Genomic DNA, 26,431 nt, shown 5'->3' on the forward strand with positions numbered 1-26,431 from the left:
GTCTTATTGTTTCATTCCAACTTGTTCATTTCAACTTCGCTCCATGAACCCGGAAAAAACAATCTATTGGTTTTTATAAATCTTCTGCATTTGCAATCATTTCGGCAACGTCCATTACCTGCACGTTGTCTTCGGCGTTTTTGGCTTTTACGCCGTCGGTCATCATTACCATACAAAATGGACAACCGGTGGCGATAATATCTGCCGAAACTTCCATGGCTTGTTCGGTCCGGGCTACGTTTACGTCCTTATTTCCGGGTTCGGGTTCCTTAAACATTTGGGCTCCGCCAGCGCCACAGCACATGCCGTGTTTTTTGTTTCGCCTCATCTCTACCAATTCGCCCTCCAGTTTTTCAAGTAAATTTCTTGGGGCTTCGTATTCGTTATTTGCCCTACCAAGATAACACGGATCGTGGAAGGTTATTTTCTTCCCCTTAAATTTTCCGCCTTCCACTTTTAATCTGCCCTCATCCAAAAGTGCTTTTAAGAATTGGGTGTGGTGCATTATTTCATACTTGCCGCCGAGTTCAGGGTATTCATTGCCGATGGTATTAAAGCAGTGCGGACAGGCGGTTACAATCTTTCTTATTCCGTAGCCGTTGAGCACCTCAATATTGGTCATAGCCTGCATTTGAAACAAAAACTCGTTTCCTGCCCTTTTTGCCGGATCGCCGGTACAGCTTTCCTCGGTTCCCAAAACGGCGAAATCTATATTTGCTTTGTTCAACAATTTTACAAAGGCCTTCGTTATTTTTTTGGCACGATCGTCAAAACTTCCCGCACAACCTACCCAAAAAAGCACTTCGGGCTGTTTGCCTTGGGCCATATATTCGGCCATTGTTGGGACTTTTATTGGTTCACTCATTTGTTTATGTTTTTACCCCCCAGCCCCTAAAGGGGAGCTATTCCGAAGGCTCCCTTTAGGACTGGGGTATATTTGTTAATCTTCAAATACTTCAATAGTTACTTCTTTCTCCACTAAATCGGTGAATTTTCCTTTGTAGCGGGTTGCCTTTACCAAATGGTTGTCCACCCAGTGATAGTTGCCGCCACGGGGTTTTCCCATCAACATGCTGTGGTATTTAAAGCCGTGTTTATTAAGCCACGTTTCCGTTACTTCGCGATGGGCTTCGGTGCGGGAGGTGAAAAAGCAGATAATATGGCCTTCGTCGTACCATTTGTTCAGGGTTTTTAAGGCATCGGGAAATGGCTTGCAGGTGGCCATCCTTTCGGGCTCTTCGTTTGGGATGTCCTCGGTAATGGTGCCGTCAATATCAATCAAGTAGTTTTTTATCCCTTCGGGAAGAATCGGGCTTACGTGTTCGCCCTTTTCTACTTTCTCGTGCAGCATTTTTTCTACTTCTTCTTTTTTCATGTTTTATTTTTTCAGAATAACTTCGACTTCATTTTTTAAGTTTGGAAGATGTTTTTTAATAATCACCCAAACAATTGATGAGTCAATACTGTCGTAGGCATGAACTAATCGATTTCTCATTGCAATTATTTCAGCTTCATTTTCAATGATTAAATCGTTATCAATTTTTTTCAACTTATTTAAGGCTTCACCAATAATTGCTAAATGCCGTTCTACAGCACTTTGGGTTTTTATATCCTCTTCATAATCGCCGAAAGTATCAATATCACTTATAAATTCTTCAATTAAATTTATTGATAAGGAAATATCCATCAAGAATTTCTCAACTTCCAGCTTCATAAATCAGTATTTTGGTAGCATCAATATTTCTCTTTAAGATTGGGTTTTTGATTGATTTATAGGTCAATAAATCTACTTTTCTTTGAAAGAAGCTCTCTAACTTATTCCAAATAGAAATTAAATTCTCACCTCGTTCCATTGCGTCTTCAACGTTAATCTCAATCAATAAATCAATGTCGCTTTCCCTTTCAGAAAAATCATTACGAATAGAAGAACCAAAAGCATATAGTTTTCCAACCTTATGATTTTCACATAAGGATCGAAAATCTTCTTTCTTGGATTTTATTTCTTCAATGATTTTCACTTCTCTTTAAATAGGTTCAATCAATTTTCATCCTTCCAGTTCAACCGGTCCATTTGGTTGTATGGCCAAGGCGCACCGTTGTTTTCAATATTGGTCATGGCAACGTTCAGTTCGGTTGGGGCAGCAGACTGTTCCATTACCAAATATTGTCGCATATCCATGATAATGCTCAATGGGTCAATACTTACGGGGCACGCTTCCACACAGGCGTTGCAAGTGGTACAGGCCCATAGTTCTTCACGGGTAATATAATCGTCCAACAGCTGTTTTCCGTCTGGTTTGAACTCGCCATTTTTGTTGATATTCTTCCCTACTTCTTCCAAACGGTCGCGGGTATCCATCATTATTTTTCGTGGCGAAAGTTTCTTCCCGGTATTGTTTGCGGGGCATTCGCTGGTGCAGCGGCCACATTCTGTACAAGTATAAGCGTTCAATAATTGGATTCTGCTCAAATCCAATACATCGCTGGCGCCAAACTTTGCAGGAGCTTCGGCAGCTCCTTCAGCGGGAGCGGCAAAGGGATCGGCATTTGGATCCATCATCATCTTCACTTCGTTGGTAACCGATTCCAGATTTTTGAATTTCCCCTTTGGAACCACTTTTCCGAAGTAAACATTTGGAAATGCCAATATAATATGAAGGTGTTTTGAAAAGTATAGATAATTAAGAAATATTAATATTCCCAAAATATGAAGCCACCAAGCGCTGCGTTCAATGGCCATAAGCGTAGCTTCTGAAAAACCGTCCATAAGTGGAACGATGAATTTGCTAATAGGAAAGGCTCCAGCTTCAACATAATGAGCTGCTCCCAATGTCTGTAAGGATTGGTCGGCAGCGTTCATAGTTAGAAACAATATCATTAAGACCATTTCAAAATAAAGGATGAAATTTCCGTCGTTTTTGGGCCAGCCTTTCATTTCGGGATTCCAAAAGCGTTTCAGTTTTTGAACGTTTCTTCGGGTCCAGAAAAGAATAACGCCCACCAAAACCAAGCATGCCAATATTTCAAAAGAGCCGATCAAAAAGTTGTACAATCCTGCCGGAAGCACTGTGGAAAGAACGCGATGCGTACCGAAAATACCATCTATGATAATCTCAAGTACTTCAATATTAATAATGACAAAGCCTATATAAACAAAAAGGTGCAGCAACCCGGGAATGGGCCTTACGACCATTTTTGATTGGCCCAGGGCTATTCGGACCACATTGCGCCACCGCTGCCCTGTGTGGTCTGAAGCATCCACTTCCTGTCCCAACTTGATGTTTCGAATTATTTTGCGGATGTTCAGCGTAAAATAGCCTATGCCCGCCGCAAGGGCGATGATGAAAAGTATGTTCGGGATGTACTGCATGGTTTATTCGTCTGGGTTGGCCGGGGGTTCGTATTCTTTGCTCTTTTTTCCGAAAACGGAAATATGCACGTACCTTTTTGGATTTAGTTTAACGTCCTGAAGAAGTTCTTCAAGCTGCCTTGAGGCGCCTTCCAGGTTTTCATAAAGTTTGTCGTCTTTTAAAAGTTTTCCGATGGAACCTTCGCCATTATCAACACCCGCTACAATTTTATCCATTTTGTCCACAACGTTTTGCAGGTCCGACACCAACTTTCCGGTTTCCAGCTGCGATAAGGAATCGGTCAGCTGCGATAGGTTGCTTGCTGTTTTATCCAGATTGGTAAACGTATTGTCCAGTTTTCCGGTGTTGTTGGAAAGAATATAATTCAGGTTTTCCGAAACACCTGAAAAGGAATTCAAGGTATTGTTCAGGTTTTCAATGGCTTCTTTTAGGTTTTTCCGCGTTTTTTCATCAACGATATCGTTCACGCTCAATAAAAGGGTATCAATGGTCGCCAATGTATTGTTCACTTTTTTTTCCAAAGGCCCAAGTGCTTTGGAAACGGCGGTAAGCATTCCGTCCTCTACATCGCCACGCAAGGTATCGCCGCTTTTGGCTATATTATTTACATCGTATTCAGGGAAAATTCCCAAGTTTTTTCCGCCGAGAAGTCCGGAGCTATAAATTCTAACAATGCTATTTTTCGAAAAGTCGAAGTCCTTTTCAACTGTAAACTTCACAATTAGCCCACCCTTTGAATTGGCAAAGGAAATGTTCTGCACCTTGCCCACCGTGAGACCGTTTATGGTAACGGGGGCCGCTTGTGCCAGACCTTCCACATTGTCATATTTCACATAAAATTCGCGGTTTTTGTCGAGAAGGTTGGTGCCTTTTAAAAAGCTGTAGCCAAAAATCAATAACAATATGGCGCCAATGGCGAGAATTCCGGTTTTAACTTCTTTGGATAGTCTCAAGAGTGCAATTTTAGATTTTGAACAAATTTAAGCGATAAATATAAAGAAAGCACGCTAATTGGCTTTCGATTTTAACACTTCTTGCACATTAACTTTTTTTCCTTTTTTGAATGCGACAATGTATGCCGATGGAAACCCTTTTTGCTGTACAAAAGTTTTCATTACTTGAATTTTGTTGTAGTCTGAGGTTTCGGCGTAGTAGTATTTGAACAGGCCGTCTTCCTTTTCGCGCGTTACATTTTTGAGCCCTTTGAAGTTGCTCGGCTTCGGATCCTGTTTTTTGCTGCTGGCGGCCAATTGTACCTTGAAGGTTACGCCTTCATAAATATCCTCTTTCGTTGTTTCCACTACTTTTTCAACTTCCAGTTCCTTTACTTCGGGATCTTTAATATTATCGTTCGCAACGGAAAGGCTGTTGATGTATGTTTTGATGGCATTACTTATTTCACGCGCCATATCTGTCTGTCCTTTGGCGGAATTAAGGTAGGCCCCTTCAGTTTTATTGGTAAGAAAACCTGTTTCAATCAAAACGCTCGGCATATAGGTGTTGTGCAGCACCCAAAATCCTGCCTGTTTCACGCTGCGGTCGTTCTGCTTCAGGTTGTTTACGATATTGTTTTGGACCAAACTTGCCAGAAGTATGCTTTGGTCCAGATACTCTTCCTGCATCAAGACCATTCCTATTAACGATTCTGGGGCATTTGGGTCAAAACCACCGTATTTTTCCTTGTAGTTATCTTCCAAATAAATAACCTCGTTCTCTTTCTTTGCAACCTCAAAGTTGGCTTGGCTCTTGTGCAATCCAAGGACAAAAGTTTCAGTGCCATACGCATTGCTGCTGTGGGCATTGCAATGTACGGAAACAAAAAGATCTGCATCTGCCCTATTGGCTATGGCCGCGCGTTCACGCAGTTCAATAAAGACGTCTGTTTTGCGGGTATAGATTACTTTTATATTGGGAAGTTTTTCAAGCTCCGCTCCTACTTTTAAGACAATATTGAGCGCAATTTCAGATTCCTTATAACCATTTCCCTTGTTTCCGTGATCGTGGCCACCGTGCCCGGCATCCAAAACCACAACAAATGGCTTAATAGGGTTTTCCGCCGCTAAAGCAGAAATAGACAATAATGAAATACTTATAATTAATACGAAAGAAGAAAAAAGTTTCGTTTTCATATACCCGTTAACGATTGTTATTATTGATTATTATTTTTTAAAAAGACGGTTTGAATCACGACCACTTCGCTTCACGACACACGACAGATCCCAATTTGTTCTAAATGTATAGATAGAAAAAACCAATTATCCTTTTTTTTCTTGGGTCATTTAAGTCGTGGCTCGTGGTTCATTTTTAATCGTGGTTCGTGTTTCTATTCAGTGAAAACTTCTTTTTCCCAAAAACTTCATTTAAAAAAACGTACCCGAAAAAATATGTTTATTTTTGACCGTTTCAAATACTGAGCCAAAACTACAAAATAATAGCATCAGCACATTGCGAACCAACAGGCATTACTTAACAATCTTCTTAACATTCCTGCTTCTTTGCAGTGCGGTTTTGCATGCACAGGACGTTCCGCCAAAGCGTGAAGCCAATATTCCCCAAACCACCAAAGAAGACACGATTTCCGTAAACCTAAAACCGATTGTTGATGAAATAAACGAGCAAGCCCAAGACACCGTAAAAACCGATTCCATAAAGCCTCCCAAAGAAACCTTGACAGATGTGGTGGATTATTATGGCGAAGATTACGTGCTGCTCAACAGAAAGGAGAACAAGGTCTATATGTACAACAAAGCGTATATTATTTACGAAGATATGCGTATAGATGCCGGCCTGATAATTCTTGACTACAACAAGAACGAAGTATATGCCAAGGGAATAGACAGTGCGGGGGTTTACAGCCAAAGACCTGTATTTGTGCAAGCCGCCAATAAAGTGGAGCCGGATTCCATTCGGTATAATTTTGACACGGAAAAGGCACTGGTCTATAATAGCCGGACCGAACAAAACGGTTTCAGGGTAATTTCTGAAGTGACCAAAAAAGTAAACGATTCTGTGGTTTACCTTCGGAATGTGAAATTTACCACCTCAAAAAACATCGACGATCCGGAGTATTATTTCTACACCCGAAAGGCGAAGTTTGTGCCAAAGAAAAAAATTGTAACAGGTTTAACCAATATGTACATTGCCGACGTGCCGACGCCCGTGGGACTGCCCTTCGCCTACTTTCCATTGACGGAAGACCGCACCTCTGGGTTTATTATTCCTTCCTTTGGCGAAAACAACAGTCGCGGTTTCTTTTTTCAAAATGGAGGGTATTATTTCGCCATCAATGATTATCTGGATTTTAGTTTGCTGGGCGATTATTACACCAACGGCAGCTATGCCCTGCGCGGCGAATCTACCTATGTGCTGAGGTATAAATATCGCGGAAACTTCAGTGCGCGCTATGAATATCTTGTTCAGGAAGAGCGCGGTTTCCCCAATTTTCAGGAAAGCGCTATCTATAACATCCGTTGGACGCATACGCAGGACACCAAGAGCAATCCAAGCTCGCGTTTTTCGGCTTCGGTGAATTTGGGAAGCAGTAAGTATTTCAACCAGTCTATAAACCAAACAAACAACGCCAGCGCATTGGTGAACACGCTGAGCTCCTCCATTTCCTACGCAAAGAGTTTTGAGGGCGATCCCCAGGTCAATTTTACCGTGGCGGCTACCCATTCGCAGAATACGAACACGCAGCAAATAGCCATGTCCTTGCCAAATGTGAATGCCAGTGTTTCCAGAATTTATCCTTTTGCGCCAAAGAATGGCACTAAAAAAGGAATTATTCAGAATATAAACTTTCAATATGATCTTTCCGCAGAAAACCGAATCCAGACTGTCGATTCGCTTTTCTTTAAGCCGGAAATGTTCAACAGCGCGCAGATTGGGGCGCAACACAACATTCCCATCACTACCAATTTTAAGATTCTCAAATACTTAAGTGCTTCCGCCGGAACCAACTATCGGGAAACCTGGGTGTTGAAAAGTACGCGGAAACGGTATGATGAGAACGCTTTTGATGGTGCCGGAGGGATTGTGATGGACACCGTTGCAGGTTTTGAAAGTTACCGGACCTATAATTTTTCAACCAGTTTGGGAACGACGTTGTACGGACTTTTTAACTTCGGAAACGATAAGAAAATACAAGCCATCCGCCATGTGGTGCGACCTTCCATTGGGTATAACGTAAACCCTGCTTTTGACAGGTATTATGACGAGTTCATCATACCCCAAACAGCCAACGAGGCCGCTGGTGAAACAGTGCAATACTCCCGTTTTGAAAACACGCTCTACGGTCCGCCCAGCAAAGTATATTCCAGCAGTATCGGGATGTCCTTGAGCAATACTTTTGAAGCCAAAATACGCGACCGCGATACCACGGCCCTGGAACCCAAAAAAGTTACGCTATTGAACAACCTGAACTTTTCTACGGCGTATAATCTTGCTGGTGATTCCTTAAAATGGAGCCCCCTGCAATTCAGCGGAAGCATCCCCATCGTGCCAAAACTGGATTTCAACTTCAGTGGTGCGTTGGACCCATATGCCCTGGACAACAACAATCGGAAAATAGACGTTTTCAATATTAACAATGGAGGAAGTCTTTTTAGGCTTACCAATGCCAACATTAGCATCAACTATTCCTTCTCCAGCAAGGATTTTGAACCCCAAACCAAAGATATGGACCGAATAGACAATGAAACCTTCCGCAACGGTGGACGGCCCGATGATCTTTTTGGCGAAGCTTCCAATATTTATGACGGACAGATTTATAAGGACAAGGAAGAGGATGTTGACAAAACCAACGTGGAATGGTATAATTACAGCATTCCATGGGACGTGCGTTTTGCCTATACCATCACCTATGGCAATGCACAGCGGCAGAATGAAATATCCAGCCAATCGTTTATGATGAGTACCAATATGGAACTGGCACCGCGCTGGACCGTTGGCGTTTCCTCGGGGTATGATTTTAAGAACAAGGGGGTTACCCTTACGCAGTTCCGGTTCCAGCGTGATTTGGAGAGCTGGCAAATGAGCTTCAACTGGACGCCCATAGGAAGTATCAATACCGCCTGGTATTTCTTTATAGGGATAAAATCCTCAGTGCTTAGTGATATTAAGTATGACAAGCGTAGGGAGAGCGATAAGAGGCTTTGATTCATTAATAATGAATAATGTGTAATATTGCTAATTACAAACTAACAGATTCACAAACTAACAAACGCATCTTTCAATGAAAAAAATAATCACCACCCCCCACGCCCCTGCCCCAATTGGCCCATACAACCAAGCAATTCTTAACGGCACCATGCTCTACACTTCCGGGCAGATAGCCATTGACCCAAAAACCGGAAATTTGGTTACGGATAATATTAAAGCCGAAACCAAATTGGTAATGGAAAACCTAAAGGCTATCCTTACCGAAGCTGGAATGACGTTTGAGAACGTTTTAAAATCCACCATCTTTATTAGCGATATGCACAACTTTGCTGCCATCAATGAGGTATATGCCACGTATTTTAACGAAGCCACTGCCCCAGCCCGCGAGACTGTAGAGGTTGCCAATCTGCCCAAGTTCGTAAATGTGGAGATTTCTGTGGTCGCTTCTTTTTAAAGAGAAACCATAGAACCTTTTTCAGCCGAAACATCCGCCCAAAAAACTAATATGTAAAATAGTTTCTCTGGGTTCTGTGCCCTATTTCCCGCAACAAATCCATAAAATTTTGTTTGTTCCCATTCCTAAAGTAATTTTTGAAAAAACGGTATAGGAACACTTTTTACCAATATTCCCGTAACAACTATAATTATCAACTTTGAACCTCAACAATATAACGTTGAAGGGAATTTTGAATGTATTTATTGTGAAGTTATGGTCAATTAAAAATCCACGTGATCAAAACATATCAAAAAAATAAATACTTAAAAGGGAAGCGCGAGTTTTGGAATATCGAAAATGGAAGATATTCTTACAAAACGCAGCGGAGAAGTTGACGAACCCCACAGACACAACTCCTATACGGTATTAATTGTCAATAAGGCAAGAGGGCTGCATAAAATAGACTTGAACACCTACGACTTATCAGACCAACAAATTTTCTTTGTTGCTCCGGGCAGATGCACCGAGCTATTGAAACTGAAAAATCGTTTGGATTTGCAATAATGCTCTCCAACCAGTTTTTAGTTGAAAATTTTATTCCATTATCTTTTATTGACGGTTTGTGAACCTCTTTTCGAAATCACGGGCAAAGCCCACTATTATTGCCATATAAAGAACCATATTAGATTTCATAGAAAAATTTACAAAAGGAAACACCGATGAACACAAAATAAAAAAAGAAGGAAATGGCATCTATGTTTTTGTTCTTAAGGGGAAGTTGAAATTACTAATGAAAAGCTATCCAAAAGAGTGGAATGGGAATTTGGGATGTATCATGCTACCAACTGACCAAAGTCATAGGATTTGATTCTTCGTATGACTATATTGTGATTTTAGAATAATATTTATATCGAATCGCATAGAAATAAGGGAAACTGTAAAGTGATCCTTGAAAATATAAGAAATGATTTTTTGAAAAGAATTATATAAACAATTTAGTTAAACATTTAAAAAACAAAAAAATGAAAACATTTAAGATTATTACAATTGGAATGGCTTTGCTTTTAACGGCAGCAATACAGGCCCAGGACATATCTTCAAACGAAGTGCCCCAAAATTTTACGACCGGACTATTAAATGTCTATCCTACCGCTACGGATATTGAGTGGGAGAAAAGAGGTACGGATTATAAAGTAAATTTTGATGTGGGAAGAATGGAACACAAAATATGGTTTAATAAATACGGTGATATGGTAAAAGTGGAAAAGCACATTACCATTTCCCAAATGCCGGCCAACTTAAAGGAAATCATCAAAAGGGATTATCCTAATTATAAAATTGAGTCCGTTGAATCCATAGAAAAAGATGGAATAACAACTTTTGAAGTTGAGTTGGATAAAAGTTGGAACGAAAGCCTAAGAATAACTTACAGCTCAAATGGTCAAATTTTGAAAGCTATGAAGGATTAAATGCTTCACTACTAAAATATGCATAAGGGGTTGCGTTGATTTCAATTTCTTTTTCCATAAGTAAAAGTGGGCAAACCCTTTGCATGAGATTTTCAAAATTTTAGGGTTTTGAAACCGTAACAATATTTCAATCGGATAATTTAAAAGCTAGTAAAATGAAAGGTCAAAAAAATGTAATAGTAATCACAGGAGGAGCGGGAGGCATAGGTCAGGCTTGTGCCAGAGCTTTTAAAAATCAATCAATAATTATAACGGATTACTCTCAAGGAAAGGTTGATGAAACAATAGAAATATTGGCAAAAGAAGGTATAGACGCCACAGGAATTGCCTGTGATATTACGAGTAAAAAAGATATAGAAAAACTGACCCAATATGTGGCCGATAATGGATCACTAAAAGCATTGATCCATACCGCCGGGGTAAGCGGAACGGTAAAGGACCTAAAAAAAGTTTATACCATAGATTTGGTGGCGACGGAACTTTTGGTAGATGCCTTTTACAAGCTTGCCGGTACAGATTCGGTAGCAGTTCTGCTTTCTTCAATGATGGCACATACTGTTCTTGCCAATGAAAAATATGATGAGGCACTTGCAAATCCGCAAGGAGCAAGATCTTTTGATATTGTGAGTCAGTTTGTGGATAATGATTCGGACCTTATGTACAATTTTGCAAAACGGGGCGTGCAATTATTAACACATAAAAACGCTGATAAATGGGGAGAAAAAGGAGCGAGAATCGTTTCTGTTTCACCAGGGGTTATTGAAACACCAATGGCGTTAAAAGCTGCAGAAGAACATCCCGAGAGAATGGAAATGATAAAACAGGCCACACCTTTAAAACGCAACGGACAACCGGAAGAAATTGCGGATGTAATATACTTTTTGGCCAGTGATGCCGCTCGTTTTATTACCAGTACAGATATTTTGGTAGATGGTGGCGTGATCCACAAGATTAAAAAAATGGCTTGATTGCACAGAGTATTTAAAAGGTTTAATCCTTAACAAATAAAAAATAAAATTATGGAAACATCATTTCTTAAAACCTTAAAACAAACCATTAAACATTGGTATATTCCTTTGCTCGTGGGTATTTTCTTTGTGGTGGTGAGCATTGTGGTATTTTCCTCGCCGGCAGGTTCGCTAATGGCCCTATCATTATTGTTTGCGCTTTCATTCTTGTTCAGTGGATTGTCAGAAAGCATTTTCGCCTTCGCCAACAAAAACCATTTGGACAACTGGGGTTGGTCCTTGGCATTGGGTATCATCACTTTAATAGTAGGATTTCTGTTATTGTTAAACCCTGCCCTATCGTTAACCGTTCTCGCTTTCTATATCGGTTTCGTAATTCTATTCCGTTCCATTTCCACAATCGGTTTTGCCATGGACATCAAAAAATATGGCAGCAGTAATTGGGGTGGCCTTTTGGTCCTGGGTATTATTGGTACCATTGTATCATTCATCCTTCTTTGGAACCCATTGTTCGCAGGCTTGAGCGTTGTTATTTTAGTAGCCTTAAGTTTCCTGTTTGCGGGGCTTTTCAGCATTTTGCTATCCTTGCAATTAAGAAAACTGCACAAATCTTCCAAAAAAATATCGGCCGATTTGGTAGAACGTTACGATGAGCTCATGAAGGAAATCCGTGCAGAATGGGATGATTAATTCCTGTTTCCACAACTCCTGAAATATAGCAGTTTGATATAATTCAGCATTGCTTCATTTTGGTCCAAAAAATTTATAGCTATGGCAAAGCCTTCGTACCCGCGAAGACTATGGTTATTGACGGCAATTTGGCCAAAATTTATTAAGAATAAACCATAAAATATATAGAAAATGAAAAACATTATTATTCCTGTTGATTTTTCGAAACAATCAGAATTTGCGCTGGAAACGGGCGCCATTTTGGCCAAAGAGCACAATGCTACCCTTCATGTTTTGCACATGTTGGAGTTATCTGAATCCATAATTTCAAAATCGGATTCCCAAAATATGAACAAAATGCTCTTCATGCTCGCATTGGCCGAAAAGCAACTCAAGCCGTTTTTGGACAAGAAGTATTTGGAAGGCATTAACGTAATCCCCGTAATCAAGCGTCATAAAGTGTACAATGAGGTTGATGCTTTGGCCCACGAAATAAATGCCGATTTAATAATTATGGGTTCCCAAGGCCTTTCAATACAAGATGGAATTTTTGCAGGGTCAAATGCCGAAAAAATGGTGCGGAACAGCAGTACTCCCGTGCTAATTATAAAATCTTCCCCAGAAAATTTCAGTCTTAAAAACGTGATTTTTGCGACCGATATGAGCGTAGAAAGTGTACCCGCCTACAAAAAGGCAAAGTCACTTCTGTCAAAATTGGGCTGCGAGATCCAACCGGTATATGTCAACCGCCCGTTTAACGATTTTCTCAGTTCCAAGCAATTTTCCGCCAAATTGAAAAAGTTTTCCGAAGCAGGAGGTGCGAATAAGGTCAAATTTATAGCGGGGCATACCATTGAGGACGGGTTAATGCAATATGCCGAAGAAACCAATGCGGACGTAATCGCGATAAGCACAAACGCGAGAAAAGGATTGAATCGGCTTTTAAGGGGAAGTATTTCCGAAGATCTGGCCAACCAATCAAAACTTCCGGTTATGACTTTTAAGTTGTAGCGGGGATTCAAGGGAAGCAATATAGAACCAACGATGTAAACATGATTGGCCGTTAAAAGTTAAGTTACAAAAAATGGCTTAAATCCAGATAATATCCGTCGGGGTTTTTACCCAAAGGGTTTTATTGCCCCGCAGCGCTATGGGCTGTTTCATAATTTCGGGATGGTTCTGTATGAGCGTTATCCAATCTTCGGAAGAGAAACACTGAAGGGTAAATTTCTTTCTGTATTTGTAATGTTCCTGATTGACCATTTCCCTAACCGGAAGCCTTTTGCTTCAGAATACGGTAACAATTTCCAAGCACTCTTGACGGTTGTTGAAAACAAATTGCAGAGCCAATTGGAAAAACGTTAAATTTGATTTTCAAACCACATGTCAAACATCAAACTGATAATAGAAGAAAGAGCCGCCAGCATCGGGAAATTTATGGTGGGGCGGTTATTGCCATTCCGTCAAAAACGAATGGTGGGACCCTTTATTTACATAGACCATATGGGTCCCGTAAAATTAAGCGAGCGGGAAAATTTCGATGTGTGGCCGCATCCGCACATTGGCCTCTCTACCCTCACCTTTTTATTCGAGGGCAGTATTATGCACCGCGACACTCTTGGCAACAAAGTGGAAATAAAACCCGGCGCGGTAAACTGGATGACGGCGGGCAAAGGAATTGTCCATTCCGAACGCACCCCCGAATATCTAAGACTTTCAAAATTGCACATGCACGGACTGCAGATCTGGGTAGCATTGCCAAAACATTTAGAGGAAATGGAGCCTCAGTTTACGCACGTTGAAGCACAGGAAATTCCCAGTTGGACCGAGGGCGATCTTCAATTTAAACTCGTTGCTGGCGAAGCCTTCGGAAGAAAATCACCGGTACCCGTTTTCAGCAAACTGTTTATGATTGAAATAAAAAGCAAGACCCGGCAGGTCGTGAATATCGGCGAAGCACTTTATGGCGAATCGGGCCTTTATATTCTAAAAGGCGCCATTGAAAGTGAAGGAAATGTCTATGAGCCCAAACAATTATTGGTGGCCAAGGATAGCACACTTTGCGAATTTACCATTCAGGAAAACAGCACCATTTATATTTTTGGCGGCGAACCTTTTCCCGAGGAACGCTTTATAGACTGGAACTTCGTTTCTTCGAGCAAGGAACGCATTGAGGACGCCAAGGAGAAATGGAAAGCACAATCCTTTCCTAAAATTGAAGGCGACGAAACCGATTTTATTCCGTATCCAACATTCAATAAAAATAGAAACTAATTGTTATGCTGAAAAAAGGGATACTGGTAAAAAAAGAAAGCTTCAGCCTGATTTCACAGACTTTGGACGAAACAAAAAACAACTATTGTCATTTGTCTGAACCAAAACACGATTGAGAAAAGCCAGTCTATAAAGATCCGAATTGAAAACGAAGCCTTTCACTTAAGAAATATGCAAACAAATTAAAATCTTCGCAGTTATGTTTTTCCTCTTAGATCTATTACCAGCTTCCGCCGCCGCCGCCACCAAAACCGCCGCCCGAGGAACCTCCCCCTCCCGAAGAGCCACTGCTGGATGGCGAACTGACCATCGTGGACTGTGCCGATGAAATAGAATCTGAAAATGAATTGGAGAAATTGTGCATCGTAAATGCACCCGCAGATGAAGTGTACCAACTGGGCGGTTGTATATCGAGCGCTTCAAACTTCTTTGCCCATTGGTCAAAAAGGCCAAATGCGAGCGCGTAGCCCATCGTGGTTTCAAAATAGTTTGGGCTGTCCTTCAACAGCATTTTCAGTTTGTTTTCCTCCGCAATCTTTATGAAGTTTTTAAAACCTTTTAAATCCGAGAAAACATCATTGCCCCTTGCATTCTTCTTCACCATATAAACTGTCATAAACAACAGGAAAATCACAACAGGAATTACAGCCAAAGCTGCCCAAAGTCCCCAAAAGAATAAAAAAACAAAAAATAGCAGGACCCCCAGAAGCAAAACCCCTATCACGGTTTTGGTCTGCATTTTTTTGGCCTGTGCATCATAATAAATCTGGGCCTGGTCCTTTAAAATCATCTTTGCGGAATTCATTGTTGTGTAAAAGCTATCTACCAAACTGCTGACCAAGACTTCCTTTTCACTAGTACCGGAACCAATCCCAAAGAGTCCCCGGAAGATAGTTTCTTCATATTTGGGCGCATCAACGGGCAAAGGGCGCAGCCGGGTAAGCTTGGTATCGTCTTTTCCGAACCAGCCCTTTTTGGGAATCTGTTCCATTTTGATAATGCCTCTTGCGCCCCAATAGGGTATCAAGGAAATAAGATCTGGAGTATCTGCGCTGTCGTCAATTAAAAAACCCGCCATTGCCGGATCCACACCACTTGGGGGGAAATAACTGGTAGTGGCTACTACCCTATCATCCTTTCCGTATTTGTTCCAAACCCAATAAAAGGCAAACAGCATGGCGCCCAGAATCAGCGTCCACCCATAATCGGTCCAAAAAGGCCACCAAGGTTTCAGTTCCTTTACAGAACCCAAAGGAAGATTGAGCAATACGGTTACGCTTTGCCCGGGAACGGAAAGAAAGTTGGGGCCGCTTTTGGCGGTATAAACGCCGTCATCATAACTTACCTCAAAATCATTGCTTGGGGTGTCTATACCCCTATTTCCTGAGTAAACAAAAATAGTGTCTATGTCGCCGGTCACGCCTTTGGGAAGATGCACGGTAAAGTCGAGCTGCCGAAACACGGCATACCAACCCTCGGGCTTTATATTCCAATAAAAACGAATTTGGGAATCCTCAAATAGAAAGGCGTTGTAAACCCTGTATTTTATCTGGTAATGCTGCGGCCCAATAATTGTTTTATTTTTATCGCCAATTTTAATTTGAAGACTATTGCTAAGCTTTTGCACAAAATCCGGATCTGCTTGATATTTGTGGGATGGCACATCAATCTTCCTGATTTTAATTCTGCGTTTTTCAAGCTTTCCATCTTCGGTAAGCAAATCGTATTTCACTTGAATATTTCTGTAAATACCGTGTTTGTATTCCGTAAAGTTTAGATCGTAGTTTTCAACCACATCAAAATAACCGTCTTCATTGATGTAAATATCAACCTGACAATGGTTTACGTCAAAGCCTTGGGAAAATCCTTTCAGAAAAAATAAAAACCCAAAAAGAAACAGGAACAGTTTTTTATTAAACTGAAAGTTTAAGTTTACTTTTTTTATGATGGTGTTATTACTCATTCCAGATTAGGTTTGGCTTATTCGATTCTTGAATTATCTCCTATAAACTTATAAACCCATAAACCCATAAACTTTTTCAATTAAAACTAACCTTCACATTTTCCCGTTCGGCAGCCTCCGCTTCAAAATAATCGAAATGCTTATAGCCAAACATTCCCGCAAACAATACGCCCGGCATACTTTCGCCATAGGTATTGTTCTCGCGGACCGTACCGTTGTAATAGCGACGGCTGCGCTCCAGGTTTTCCTCTATCTCGTTCAATTTTTGTTGAAGATCCAAAAAACCAGCATTGGCTTTTAAATCTGGATAGGCCTCGCCCAAAGCGAAAATACTGCGCAAGGTTTGCTGCAGCTGGTTTTCAGCTTTAATCTGTCCGTTAATATCGTCAGCAGGCACGGCCATTGCGGCATTACGGGCATTGATAACATTTTCCAAGGTTGTTTTTTCGTGCGCGGCATAGCCTTTTACGGTTTCCACAAGGTTTGGAATCAAATCGTAACGGCGTTTCAGCGCAACGTCTATATTGCTCCAGGCATCCTTCACCATATTTTTGTTTTTAACAAAGCGGTTGAAGATTACAACGAGCAAAAGAACGATTACTATTATAACACCTAAAAGAAGTAATAGAACACCCATAATTAAATATTTAAAGAGTTTTGGTTATTTATTGATCGTTTACAAATAACACCGGTTAGCCGTAAAAAGGAGAAGACAATCAATTCATTTTGAACATCTAAGATACTATCTTTTATTAAAACTACAACTATGTTTAAAATTTTGGGGCTAAATAATTTTCGACTACATTTAATTTCAAAATGATCAACACCCAACCAATTTTTTGCAATTTTGAATAAAACTACCTACCTCCTGCTTTTGCTGTTGTTTCCTATTTTTTTAAACGCCCAAAACGACAGCATTCAAAAGAAACTTCAGTTTACCGCCGATTTTAGATTTCGGGTGGAGCAAGACTGGGATTCCCAAAAACCGGACGGCTCGCAACGCGATGACCGGACCCGTTTGCGATACCGGGCGAGAGTGGGCGCAACTTATGACTTTAAAGATTGGGTATCCTTCGGAATGCGCATCCGTACCGGGCAGCCCAACAAACAGCAGGATCCGCAGCTCACTTTGGGGGATCAATTTAGCAGCGTGCCCATTGCTTTTGAAAAGATTTATGCCAACTTCAACTATAACTGGCTCAGCGCTTGGATTGGGAAAAACACCTTTCCTTTCGAGAAACAGAACGAGCTTTTTTGGAGCGATAATGTGTTTCCCGAAGGCGTTTCCCTTTCGGGGAAATTCGATTTTGGGAATGAATTTGTACAATCCCTAAAAGTGAATACGGGGCATTTCATTTTTACCATGAGCAATTCTTCTTTGGGAAAGGATAGTTATTTTGAAGGATTCCAACTCGTTTCCTCGCATTGGCAAAATAGGCTGAAGTTTTTCCCTGCTTTTTACTATTTCAAAAATATGCCGGACATTCCCGATGGCGGCGATACTTTTAATATAGACTATTCAGTTGTCCATCTTGGAACCAATGTTGTGCTTCTGAAAAACCCAAAAGTAACCGCTGGTTTCGACTATTATCAAAACGTACAGGATTACAATGGCAACGATTCCATCCCGAAAGTTTTACGGGATCAAAAAACGGGTTATGTTGCCAATGCAGGTATCGGCGCGCTTAATAAGAAAGGCGATTGGAAAGTGCAATTAACCTATACGTATTTGGAGCGTTTTGCTGCTGTTGATTATCTTGCCCAAAACGATTGGGCCCGCTGGGATTATACTTCGCAAAACTCTCCGGACGGAAGGCTCACAAACTTTAAGGGCTTGGAAATTATGGCAGGCTACGCCCTTGCCGAAAATATGGATTTAAAAATGCGCTTCTTTACTGTCGAGCAAATAGTGCCTTACGGTATTGCCAAGGAAAACGGCAACCGCATCCGGCTGGATTTTAATATTGCGTTTTAGTACTTTTGAACAGTTTTCCCTGTGAACCTCTGTGGTTCTCTGTGAATCTCTGTGGTAAAACCTTCCCGGAACATTACACCGAGATTCTAAATGAATAATCCTTAACATCCATGTGCCAAACAAATTTATTCAACTTTAAAGTAAATTCAGAAGAAAACCTCCTTCCAAGGGACGGCACGGTAAATTACTTCGGAAAAGTGTTTTCTGAAGAAGAAGCCGACCGTTATTTTGAAATCCTGCTGAATACAATCGATTGGAAAAACGACGAAGCCATCATCTTCGGAAAAAAAATCATCACCAAAAGGAAGGTAGCGTGGTACGGCGATACGGAGTTTGAATATACCTATTCCAAAATCACAAAAAAAGCAAGTCTTTGGACACCCGAACTTTCAGCGCTAAAAAGGACCGTGGAAGAAAAAAGCGGCGAAACTTTTAACAGTTGTTTGTTAAACCTTTACCATTCCGGTGAGGAAGGCATGGCGTGGCACAGCGATGCGGAGAAGGATCTTAAAAAGAACGGCGCCATTGCCTCGGTAAGTTTTGGCGCCGAACGCAAGTTTGCCTTTAAGCACAAGCAAACCAAGGAAACCATTTCCCTAAACCTGGAACACGGCAGCCTTTTGATTATGAAAGGCACTACACAAACGCACTGGCTGCACAGGTTGCCGCCAACCACCAAAGTAAATACCCCTCGGGTTAATTTGACCTTTAGGACGATTGTTAAGAAATAGCGAAAAATTATGGCGTTATAAATAGAACTTTGGATTTCACGGTACAGCGATAGAGTTCTTGAGAATATGGAGTTGAAATGGGGATTGATGATTGTTTGTTACCATTTTTAATGGAGAATTTTAATTAAATTTATATTTGAATTCTATTCCATAAGAATCCGTTAAACAAATTTTTCCGTTTGATTGCTTTAACCAATGATAATTATTCTAAAAATTCGATAGCAAATTGGAAACATTTCAAATATTACTTCTCATATTCTTGATATTATTTATTTCAATTCCTATAATTGGAATTGTATTCTTTGTAAAATATGTAATTAAAAAATCGAGCTCAGAACAATCAATCCAACTTCTTGATAGGGAAAAAAAAGAATTGATCTTGAAGGCGCGTTCTCAAAGGAAAAATTTAATTGATTGGGAATCAAAATCTATTGAGAAAATTTCAAATAATTTAGACTATAATTTCAAAAAGGGTTTTACCAGAAAATTTAATGGATATATCAAAACTTTAAATGATGAGCGTATAATTTCATTTAGGAGAATAGACAGAGGAGCTTCAAATGCTACCTCAAGAATCATTGCGGTAACAAGTGATTTTGAAATCTATTACGACCACTCCGGAAGTGAAACATTGATAAAATATAATGGTTCGTATTTGGGCAAAATTGTCAATCAAACTAATTTGGTAGATATGGATAACAAAAATATAGGTTCTATAAATCGAAATCAAAACTCCTTGAGTTCTTATATTGTAAAAATCCAAGGACAGGAAATTGCATATGTGGTAAAGAACACTGATAGAAGAAATTTTGTGAGAAATCGGTTATATGACTTTCCCGCAGTAAACCCTTATGAGAAAGATATTGTTCGGAAAAGAGAAGTGGTATATGCAGACTTATTAAAATTACTCAGAGAACCGAATGAAAATGAGTACAAATGGATTACATCAATCGTCATTTATGAAGTAATTTTTTACGGAATTGATTTTGCACTATGACATTTTTTTTTAAATATTAACATCACATACATTGCAGCGCTGGCGCAGGCATCCCGCCCATGTCTTAAAAAAGTTAATTTGACTTTTAGGACTATTGTAACAAATTAGCGAAGAAAATTACTTTTTGCCCTTTCTTAAACATTATGAAATTTAGAATAAACCCCTAAGCACTACTCTCCCGTTTCTTCCTCTTCCGTCTTCGTTGCTTTTGGATTAAAGTCAACTGGATACGTATTATCATCGGGAGTTACCGGCAATTCAGATTCCAATTCAACTTTCTTATTGAATAGTTTTTGCATCAGCTCCTGAAAAGTATTGAAATCGACCGAATACGAAATACCTGCCCCTTGCTCAAATATCTGGTCTTCCCCTATAAACTGTAAAGCTGCCTGTCTGTTAAAGAACTTCATCCGCAGGCTTCCGTCGTCATTGATGAGCCATTGCACCTCAATATCGCCCGCGACGGAAGTTTCGTTGGCGCCACCAACGGGCACGCCCACCTTTCCGTTGATTAGGATTCGTTCCGTAATTTTGGTGGAGATTGTAAGATCTACATAATCAGCGGTTTCTCGATCGGGGGTATCGTCGCCAACGGTGTAGCCAACGCCAAGACTGAACTTTCCATCTTGATCTGCAAAAAGGTCATTTACCAAACTTGAAACCCTATCTGCCAAAGTTCCCGCAAAAGCATTGGAACCACCGTAATTATCATTCACAAAGTTACCGGTTGCCAATAAAAATATGGATTGGTTCTGTTTCTGCTCTTCGGTTTTAAGTTTGTACTCCAACTCGCTTTTTAGCGTTGAGCTTACATTTGGAAACTCTATGTCAAATTTTAGAGCCGGTTGGGCAAGTTCTCCATTTAATCCTACAATAACATTCACGGGAATTTTTCTATTTACGGAAGGATTGTCCAGCAAAATAGATGGATTGGCCTGCGTTTTATAGATTGCGCTCAAGTTTAGGTTTGCTTTTTCAGGGGCACCGTCCCAAGTTATGTTTCCGCCAGGGACCACACCAATTTTGCGCTGGATTACGCCGCCGTACCTAAAATCAAATTCCCCTTCATAAATTTGAAAATCGCCATACATCTTGAATTTTCCATTGGTATTAATTTCAATGAGAAGAATCCCTGCCCCGCGTCCTTTTAAGGTAGAATTGTTTTGTTGGTCCACAACAACCTCCACTTCGGCGTTTTTATTGATATCCAATTCAAAATTGAGCGATAATCCTTTTGATTCCTCATTGATTAATGTTTCCCCATTGATACGCGCTTCCTTTTCTTTTGGTGAAAGGAAATGTACAAAGGAATCATCACTAATAGATTCCGTGTCGCTAATAGGAATTTTAAACGTGGTTCCGCGTTGGGTAGTAGCCTCAACATCTATGACCAACTCGTCAATTGGGCCGTTAATATCTGCCCTTCCACTAATAAATGCGGTTCCGTAATACAAAGCATCTTCCTCGGGTGGCGTGTCCAGGACCAATAATCTTTCAGGGGCCTCTATGTGTAAATCCAGTCCCCAATTTCCGAAATTATTGTGCGTGGCATTTCCGTATAGAATACCTTCGGTTTCATATTTTGTGTCCTTTATGTTTGTACGGGCAATTTCAAATTTATTCTTGGTTACAATGATCTGTGCATTGTTTTCAATGTCGAAATCGGTATTCAGAAAGGGTATTTTCAATCCGCTGTGCTCCATAGTAAAACGCCCCAAAATATCGGGCGATTTGTAATTGCCAGAAACCCGGGCATTACCTGATATCAGTCCACGGATGTCCGTTATCACATCGCCGCCAAAGGGGCTAAAGGCTTGCATATTGAACTGGTTGAGGTCCAAATTTAGCTGTATTTGCGGATTTTTGGCAGAAACGTCTATCTCGCCAACCGCGTTGATTGACTTTACCTTGTTGTTGGTCAGCGAAGTGTTTATTCTGTATTTGGTAAGATCTTCATTGCCGTCTATTTTCAAATCCAAATCGCCAAAGGGAATTTCGTTAATAATTACGTCGTCGATGGTAACGGCGCTGTTGGGATAATACGCCCCATTTTTTTGAAGAAAATCAAACTTTCCGTTCATATTTCCTTTAAGTCGAAGACTATCTATCTCTGGGGTAATGTCGCCAATATTTACGTCTTTGAAACGTACTTTTAAGTCTTTATACGTGGAATCCCGCAGTACGCCCGCCATTTGTATCAATTGTTCATTGTGGCTCAGCACCAAGGAATCTATTCTAATTTCCTTAAAATTATCGTCGAAAACAACTTTGTTCAATCGGTTATTGTTTTCATTTAAGTACCAAACGTTGTCCTTATAGGTAATGTCAGACTTTTTTACACCTATAACAGATTTCCCCGCAGGGTTAATAGTATGGTAAAGCGAAAGGTTAAAAAGATCTTCTTTCTTTTCCCCGCCCCTGAACTCGGACCTTACATACATGGTATCATTCAAAGTTTTGTTGATGACGTTTACATCCTTTAAATTATAAAAACCTGTATAAACCGAATCCGCAGATATATAGGTGTTATACAGTGGGTTATCATTATCTACCTGAATGTTTAGTTTGCTAATATAATTATCAAAAAGAATAATTTCCGGGGAGCGAAAATCGAGCTCGAATTTGGATTCATCAGAAGACACGGAACCTTTCACACGGGTATTGTCTCCAAGTTGCAGCTGGGGCACAAAGACATCAATAATCTTGTTGTAAACCACAAATTCATAATCGATGTATTGGTTCGTGGTAACCTCTTGCGGTATGTAGTTTGCATAAATGCTCGCTATCCCGTTTTGAAAAAGATTGGGTATATCTTCAATTAAAAACTCTCCAGAGATTTGGCCATTTATAATATCGGGCGAGTTAATTTCAATGGTCCGTTTTGGGCCATCAAAAGAAGAAGTTACCGTGAAATCATCAAAATAAAAGTTGTCGCGTTCGTTTTGATAAAACGTTTGGCTGAAATTTATGGTCCCCACAACGTCGTCAATTGTCTTTCCATCCATATCCACAACCACTTTTCCCGTGAAAACTGATATGCTGTCGCGCTTTATCAAGTTCAGTTTATTCAATTCTGCAAATTCCACATCAACCTCAAAATCCAAATGGTTTGTCTTAGCAGAAGCGTCTATTAATCCCTTAAATTCAAGTTTCAAATTGGGGTCGTCTATGGAAAGTTCGCCGTCAAAAAGCGGATTTTTCAGATTCCCGGAAACCACGATATTTTTATAGTTGTATCCTTCAAAATTAAAGGAAGAAACCGTACCCGAAATTTCGGTGTTTACGGTGTTTTTGTTAAAGCCACTGCCGTCAAAATCAAGGTTGGCGGTCATTTTTCCGAGCGAAGTGGTATTTGCAATCCTGCCGAGATTAAATTCCTTCAAAACCACGTTTCCTTTATAATAGGCGTTGTCTATATTGTTGATGTTGCCCATTTTTAAATCTACATTGGCCTGCCCAATTCCACTTAACAAATTGCTTTTTGTAATAAGTTCATTGCCCCTTATTGAAGTATTCCCACTCAGGTTAAAATTGCCCAATTCTTTGAGCTCAACGGGGACCACATCGCCCAAAACCCTTGGCATGAACCTTCTCAGGTCAAAATAATTGGTGGAAATATTGTGTTTGGAGGCGACAATGGCATATTCCTTTTCGGGATCCAAGATGTTTTCAAAAGTGTAATCGCCTTCAATATTTGTACCGTCCGTGCGAAATTTAAGGTTGCTTGCCGTAAAATGGTTCAAAGTTCCCTTTAGCTCGGTATCCAGTAAAATCAGCTGATCGGGACCAAATTCATTATAAAAGGCGTTCAAATCGTTTGTTGCAATTTTTGAATCCTTCAAATTTGCGGTAATCACAACATCATTTACGAAATCAGCCATGCCATTTTTGGAATAGTCCAAATCCACATCTCCCATAACTTTAGATGCTGCGGTTTCAAGGTTGAGGTCTTTCAGCGTGATATTCGTTTCAGTATATGAAAAATCCGTCTGCATATCCTTTATGGTTATTCCCCAAGAAGCAGCTAAGGATAGGTTTTTGATATTGGCCTTTACATCTGTATCTTCAATATTAAAATTATCCGCAACCACATTTACATTTTCTAAAATGAAAATTTCAGGGTTTTCCAGATTTTCATTCGTCATTTTAACCCTACTATTGGTTAAGGTTACATCATTGCTAAAAAGTGAAAAAGGAGAAGTTTTTGGCTTGCCGGTATCAAATTTTTTTGCGAAGATGGAAAGGTTGTCGTTTTCTTCGTCCTTATACGTTTTAATGTAGAGTTTGGCGTGGTCCAGCTCAATATTTCCAAAGCCTAGTTCGCCCTGTATCAAATTTTGAAAACTGATGATGTTGGTCTGTACTTCCTTACTGTAAATTAGGGTATCCTGGTGATGGTCTGCAATATAAACCTCGCGGATATCCACTTCGCCCTTCCAGTTTAGGCCCAACCGTTTTATGTTGATATCGGTTCCGTAGGTTTCGTTAAGATTGGTGGTCACTTTTTTGGCGACCCACGTTTGCACTGCGGGAATGGAAAAAATAATCACTATAAGCACGAGCAGCAATACAATGATTACGAAGGTGCGAACTATTATTTTCCGAAGTTTTTTGATACGCTTTTAAAGTTTTAATTTTACGACCAATAAATATACCCCTTTTGCTTTGACACAAAAAAATTGTTACATCCTCGGTATTGAATCTTCCTGCGACGACACCGCGGCGGCCGTAATCAACAACGGTGAAATACGCAGCAATGTTGTTGCCACACAGGCAATTCACGAACAATACGGCGGGGTGGTCCCCGAGCTTGCCTCCCGCGCCCACCAGCAAAATATTGTGCCTGTGGTCCACCAAGCCTTACGCATAGCAAATATCGATAAAAATCAGTTATCCGCCATCGCTTTTACACGCGGACCTGGCTTGATGGGTTCCTTGCTTGTAGGCACCTCATTTTCAAAATCTTTGGCCTTGGGTTTGGGCATTCCGCTGATAGATGTGAACCATATGCAGGCACATATTTTGGCCCATTTCATTAAGGCCGAAGGACAAACAGCCCCTAACTTTCCGTTTTTGGCGATGACCATCAGCGGCGGCCACACGCAGATTGTGAAAGTGACCGATTATTTTGAAATGGAAATAATAGGCCAAACCATAGACGATGCCGTGGGCGAAGCCTTTGACAAAAGTGCGAAAATACTCGGCCTGCCCTATCCCGGCGGTCCGTTGGTTGACAAATATGCCCAACAGGGAAACCCAAAAGCGTTTAAATTTCCAAAGCCAAAAGTTGGCCCGATGGATTTCAGTTTTAGCGGTCTGAAAACTTCCGTGCTCTATTTTGTTGAAAAGGAAGTGGCCCAAAACCCTGATTTTATTTCGGAAAACATAGCAGATATTTGCGCCAGTATTCAATTTACCATTGTAGATTATTTAATGGACAAGCTGAAAAATGCCGTCAAAAAAACCGGAATAAAGGAAGTTGCCATAGGTGGCGGCGTTTCTGCAAATAGCGGTATTCGTAACGCTTTAAAAGAAGCCGAAAAAAAGTACGGTTGGAAAACCCACATCCCCAAATTTGAGTTTTGTACCGATAATGCCGCAATGATTGCCATGGTGGGCGAACTGAAATACAAGACCCAAAATTTTGCTGAAAATAATGTGGTAGCTTCGGCGCGGATGAAGTTTTGAAAGAGCTGATAATGAAACTATTAAAATACCTTGGTTTATTAGCTTTAATTATTAGTTATGCATTTCTGCTTTTATCTCTTGCGTTTGAAATTTCAGAAACAACAATTTTTAATTTATTTAATATTGGTTGGGCAGTAGGAATTCTTAGCCTAATTTTAAACGCAATTTATGCAATTAAAATACATGTCAGCGAATGGATATTTAGCATTTTTGGTACCTGTGGATTAGTTTGGTTTGCCCTACCATTTGTAGGTGAAAATTTCGGCTTTGCATCATTAACAATCTTTTTTATTATAGGAATTTATATACACTTAGAGCCTTATAAAGCAACAGAATAAAAAATATGACCCCCAACTCCGAAGCAATATTAAAACGAATTAGAATCGCGCTCAATCCGTGGAAAAAGGATATTGAAGAAAAGCGAATGTTCGGAGGTACCTGCTTTCTTTTTAAAGGGAAAATGTGCGTTGGCGAAACCAAGGAACGGCTTATGGTTCGCGTGCCGCGTGAAAAAATGGAGGAAGTATTGACCAATCCATTTGTCGGCCCAATGGATTTTACGGGCAAACCGATGAAGGAATTTATTTTTGTAACAACCCAAGGTTTTGATACCGAGGAAAAATTACAGCAATGGGCCGAAATGGGCGTTGCGCACGCAAAGACAAAATTGTAACCCCCGGCCCCTAAGAGGGGAGCGAGACTTCTACCCTTTATGGGCTGGGGGGTATAT

At 40.4% G+C, this 26,431-nt stretch carries 25 protein-coding genes; 14 read left to right on the forward strand and 11 right to left on the reverse strand.

The genetic code is table 11. The annotated features are described in order from the left end of the window. Positions 1 to 73: 73 nt before the first annotated feature. The 7 genes from POV26_RS02470 to POV26_RS02500 form a co-directional block, all read right to left on the reverse strand. Complete coding sequence (locus tag POV26_RS02470) at positions 74 to 865, reverse strand: (Fe-S)-binding protein (RefSeq protein ID WP_272854910.1); 792 nt, start codon at positions 863 to 865, stop codon at positions 74 to 76. 75 nt (positions 866 to 940) lie between these two features. Beyond that, a complete protein-coding gene (locus POV26_RS02475) occupies positions 941 to 1,375 on the reverse strand; it encodes an LNS2 domain-containing protein (RefSeq protein ID WP_272854911.1) in 435 nt (144 codons plus the stop codon). Between the two features lie 3 nt (positions 1,376 to 1,378). Next, entirely contained in the window at positions 1,379 to 1,714 is a 336-nt protein-coding gene (locus POV26_RS02480) for a HepT-like ribonuclease domain-containing protein (protein WP_272854912.1), read from the reverse strand. Next, complete coding sequence (locus tag POV26_RS02485) at positions 1,698 to 2,018, reverse strand: nucleotidyltransferase family protein (RefSeq protein WP_052671353.1); 321 nt, start codon at positions 2,016 to 2,018, stop codon at positions 1,698 to 1,700. The genes POV26_RS02480 and POV26_RS02485 overlap by 17 nt, the downstream gene beginning before the upstream one ends. Positions 2,019 to 2,038: 20 nt before the next feature. Continuing rightward, positions 2,039 to 3,370 (reverse strand): 4Fe-4S dicluster domain-containing protein, encoded by a 1,332-nt coding sequence (locus POV26_RS02490; protein ID WP_272854913.1) that lies wholly within the window; start codon positions 3,368 to 3,370, stop codon positions 2,039 to 2,041. 3 nt (positions 3,371 to 3,373) lie between these two features. Beyond that, on the reverse strand, positions 3,374 to 4,324 hold the full coding sequence (locus POV26_RS02495; protein ID WP_272854914.1) for an MlaD family protein: 951 nt from the start codon (positions 4,322 to 4,324) through the stop codon (positions 3,374 to 3,376). 54 nt (positions 4,325 to 4,378) lie between these two features. Further along, on the reverse strand, positions 4,379 to 5,500 hold the full coding sequence (locus POV26_RS02500; RefSeq protein WP_272854915.1) for an N-acetylmuramoyl-L-alanine amidase family protein: 1,122 nt from the start codon (positions 5,498 to 5,500) through the stop codon (positions 4,379 to 4,381). A gap of 265 nt (positions 5,501 to 5,765) precedes the next feature. Here POV26_RS02500 and POV26_RS02505 point away from each other — a divergent pair, with 265 nt between their 5' ends. The 7 genes from POV26_RS02505 (at position 5,766) to POV26_RS02535 (ending at position 13,084) form a co-directional block, all read left to right on the forward strand. Continuing rightward, complete coding sequence (locus tag POV26_RS02505) at positions 5,766 to 8,528, forward strand: putative LPS assembly protein LptD (protein ID WP_272854916.1); 2,763 nt, start codon at positions 5,766 to 5,768, stop codon at positions 8,526 to 8,528. Between the two features lie 76 nt (positions 8,529 to 8,604). Then, positions 8,605 to 8,985 (forward strand): Rid family detoxifying hydrolase, encoded by a 381-nt coding sequence (locus tag POV26_RS02510; protein WP_272854917.1) that lies wholly within the window; start codon positions 8,605 to 8,607, stop codon positions 8,983 to 8,985. A 339-nt stretch (positions 8,986 to 9,324) separates the two neighbouring features. Continuing rightward, entirely contained in the window at positions 9,325 to 9,531 is a 207-nt protein-coding gene (locus tag POV26_RS02515) for a cupin domain-containing protein (protein WP_272854918.1), read from the forward strand. 458 nt (positions 9,532 to 9,989) lie between these two features. Next, a complete protein-coding gene (locus POV26_RS02520; protein ID WP_272854919.1) occupies positions 9,990 to 10,436 on the forward strand; it encodes a PepSY-like domain-containing protein in 447 nt (148 codons plus the stop codon). Between the two features lie 155 nt (positions 10,437 to 10,591). Further along, a complete protein-coding gene (locus tag POV26_RS02525) occupies positions 10,592 to 11,404 on the forward strand; it encodes an SDR family oxidoreductase (RefSeq protein ID WP_272854920.1) in 813 nt (270 codons plus the stop codon). Between the two features lie 51 nt (positions 11,405 to 11,455). Further along, positions 11,456 to 12,094 carry an HdeD family acid-resistance protein gene (locus tag POV26_RS02530; protein ID WP_272854921.1) on the forward strand — a complete coding sequence of 213 codons (639 nt, stop codon included), beginning with the start codon at positions 11,456 to 11,458 and terminating at the stop codon, positions 12,092 to 12,094. 171 nt (positions 12,095 to 12,265) lie between these two features. Continuing rightward, positions 12,266 to 13,084, forward strand: coding sequence for a universal stress protein (locus POV26_RS02535; protein ID WP_272854922.1), 819 nt, complete (start codon positions 12,266 to 12,268; stop codon positions 13,082 to 13,084). A 78-nt stretch (positions 13,085 to 13,162) separates the two neighbouring features. Here POV26_RS02535 and POV26_RS02540 read toward each other — a convergent pair whose 3' ends face one another. After that, positions 13,163 to 13,336: a hypothetical protein gene (locus POV26_RS02540; protein WP_272854923.1), complete on the reverse strand. Its 174-nt coding sequence runs from the start codon at positions 13,334 to 13,336 to the stop codon at positions 13,163 to 13,165. Positions 13,337 to 13,456: 120 nt separating this feature from the next. Here POV26_RS02540 and POV26_RS02545 point away from each other — a divergent pair, with 120 nt between their 5' ends. Beyond that, the gene (locus tag POV26_RS02545; protein ID WP_272854924.1) at positions 13,457 to 14,347 is read left to right on the forward strand and encodes a pirin family protein; all 891 of its coding nucleotides are present in this window, start codon (positions 13,457 to 13,459) and stop codon (positions 14,345 to 14,347) included. Positions 14,348 to 14,567: 220 nt separating this feature from the next. On the opposite strand, the gene POV26_RS02550 is transcribed toward POV26_RS02545, so the two are convergent. Then, positions 14,568 to 16,310, reverse strand: a complete 1,743-nt coding sequence (locus POV26_RS02550; protein ID WP_272854925.1) for a DUF2207 domain-containing protein — start codon at positions 16,308 to 16,310, stop codon at positions 14,568 to 14,570. A gap of 76 nt (positions 16,311 to 16,386) precedes the next feature. After that, complete coding sequence (locus tag POV26_RS02555; RefSeq protein ID WP_272854926.1) at positions 16,387 to 16,947, reverse strand: LemA family protein; 561 nt, start codon at positions 16,945 to 16,947, stop codon at positions 16,387 to 16,389. Between the two features lie 210 nt (positions 16,948 to 17,157). Here POV26_RS02555 and POV26_RS02560 point away from each other — a divergent pair, with 210 nt between their 5' ends. From POV26_RS02560 to POV26_RS02570, 3 genes are all read left to right on the forward strand, one after another. Continuing rightward, positions 17,158 to 18,285, forward strand: a complete 1,128-nt coding sequence (locus POV26_RS02560; protein WP_272854927.1) for a putative porin — start codon at positions 17,158 to 17,160, stop codon at positions 18,283 to 18,285. A 110-nt stretch (positions 18,286 to 18,395) separates the two neighbouring features. Beyond that, on the forward strand, positions 18,396 to 19,016 hold the full coding sequence (locus POV26_RS02565) for an alpha-ketoglutarate-dependent dioxygenase AlkB family protein (protein WP_272854928.1): 621 nt from the start codon (positions 18,396 to 18,398) through the stop codon (positions 19,014 to 19,016). A gap of 226 nt (positions 19,017 to 19,242) precedes the next feature. Beyond that, entirely contained in the window at positions 19,243 to 20,013 is a 771-nt protein-coding gene (locus POV26_RS02570; protein WP_272854929.1) for a hypothetical protein, read from the forward strand. A gap of 170 nt (positions 20,014 to 20,183) precedes the next feature. Here POV26_RS02570 and POV26_RS02575 read toward each other — a convergent pair whose 3' ends face one another. After that, a complete protein-coding gene (locus POV26_RS02575; RefSeq protein ID WP_272854930.1) occupies positions 20,184 to 24,515 on the reverse strand; it encodes a translocation/assembly module TamB domain-containing protein in 4,332 nt (1,443 codons plus the stop codon). 163 nt (positions 24,516 to 24,678) lie between these two features. Here POV26_RS02575 and tsaD point away from each other — a divergent pair, with 163 nt between their 5' ends. The 3 genes from tsaD to POV26_RS02590 are packed head-to-tail and all read left to right on the forward strand — an operon-like array spanning position 24,679 to position 26,374. Then, a complete protein-coding gene (tsaD, locus tag POV26_RS02580; RefSeq protein ID WP_272854931.1) occupies positions 24,679 to 25,701 on the forward strand; it encodes a tRNA (adenosine(37)-N6)-threonylcarbamoyltransferase complex transferase subunit TsaD in 1,023 nt (340 codons plus the stop codon). 11 nt (positions 25,702 to 25,712) lie between these two features. Then, entirely contained in the window at positions 25,713 to 26,039 is a 327-nt protein-coding gene (locus tag POV26_RS02585) for a hypothetical protein (protein WP_272854932.1), read from the forward strand. 5 nt (positions 26,040 to 26,044) lie between these two features. After that, positions 26,045 to 26,374, forward strand: a complete 330-nt coding sequence (locus tag POV26_RS02590) for a TfoX/Sxy family protein (protein WP_272854933.1) — start codon at positions 26,045 to 26,047, stop codon at positions 26,372 to 26,374. Positions 26,375 to 26,431: the final 57 nt, after the last annotated feature.

Source organism: Aequorivita todarodis (assembly GCF_028561335.1).
In the GTDB taxonomy this organism is placed as follows: Bacteria; Bacteroidota; Bacteroidia; order Flavobacteriales; family Flavobacteriaceae; genus Aequorivita; species Aequorivita todarodis.

Excerpts from the sequence above, each read along its gene's own strand:
- POV26_RS02470 (WP_272854910.1), bottom strand. The coding sequence starts at position 865 with ATGAGTGAACCAATAAAAGTCCCAACAATGGCCGAATATATGGCCCAA.
- POV26_RS02475 (WP_272854911.1), bottom strand. The coding sequence starts at position 1,375 with ATGAAAAAAGAAGAAGTAGAAAAAATGCTGCACGAGAAAGTAGAAAAG.
- POV26_RS02480 (WP_272854912.1), bottom strand. The coding sequence starts at position 1,714 with ATGAAGCTGGAAGTTGAGAAATTCTTGATGGATATTTCCTTATCAATA.
- POV26_RS02490 (WP_272854913.1), bottom strand. The coding sequence starts at position 3,370 with ATGCAGTACATCCCGAACATACTTTTCATCATCGCCCTTGCGGCGGGC.
- POV26_RS02500 (WP_272854915.1), bottom strand. The coding sequence starts at position 5,500 with ATGAAAACGAAACTTTTTTCTTCTTTCGTATTAATTATAAGTATTTCA.
- POV26_RS02510 (WP_272854917.1), top strand. The coding sequence starts at position 8,605 with ATGAAAAAAATAATCACCACCCCCCACGCCCCTGCCCCAATTGGCCCA.
- POV26_RS02515 (WP_272854918.1), top strand. The coding sequence starts at position 9,325 with ATGGAAGATATTCTTACAAAACGCAGCGGAGAAGTTGACGAACCCCAC.
- POV26_RS02520 (WP_272854919.1), top strand. The coding sequence starts at position 9,990 with ATGAAAACATTTAAGATTATTACAATTGGAATGGCTTTGCTTTTAACG.
- POV26_RS02525 (WP_272854920.1), top strand. The coding sequence starts at position 10,592 with ATGAAAGGTCAAAAAAATGTAATAGTAATCACAGGAGGAGCGGGAGGC.
- POV26_RS02530 (WP_272854921.1), top strand. The coding sequence starts at position 11,456 with ATGGAAACATCATTTCTTAAAACCTTAAAACAAACCATTAAACATTGG.
- POV26_RS02535 (WP_272854922.1), top strand. The coding sequence starts at position 12,266 with ATGAAAAACATTATTATTCCTGTTGATTTTTCGAAACAATCAGAATTT.
- POV26_RS02540 (WP_272854923.1), bottom strand. The coding sequence starts at position 13,336 with ATGGTCAATCAGGAACATTACAAATACAGAAAGAAATTTACCCTTCAG.
- POV26_RS02545 (WP_272854924.1), top strand. The coding sequence starts at position 13,457 with ATGTCAAACATCAAACTGATAATAGAAGAAAGAGCCGCCAGCATCGGG.
- POV26_RS02550 (WP_272854925.1), bottom strand. The coding sequence starts at position 16,310 with ATGAGTAATAACACCATCATAAAAAAAGTAAACTTAAACTTTCAGTTT.
- POV26_RS02555 (WP_272854926.1), bottom strand. The coding sequence starts at position 16,947 with ATGGGTGTTCTATTACTTCTTTTAGGTGTTATAATAGTAATCGTTCTT.
- POV26_RS02565 (WP_272854928.1), top strand. The coding sequence starts at position 18,396 with ATGTGCCAAACAAATTTATTCAACTTTAAAGTAAATTCAGAAGAAAAC.
- POV26_RS02585 (WP_272854932.1), top strand. The coding sequence starts at position 25,713 with ATGAAACTATTAAAATACCTTGGTTTATTAGCTTTAATTATTAGTTAT.
- POV26_RS02590 (WP_272854933.1), top strand. The coding sequence starts at position 26,045 with ATGACCCCCAACTCCGAAGCAATATTAAAACGAATTAGAATCGCGCTC.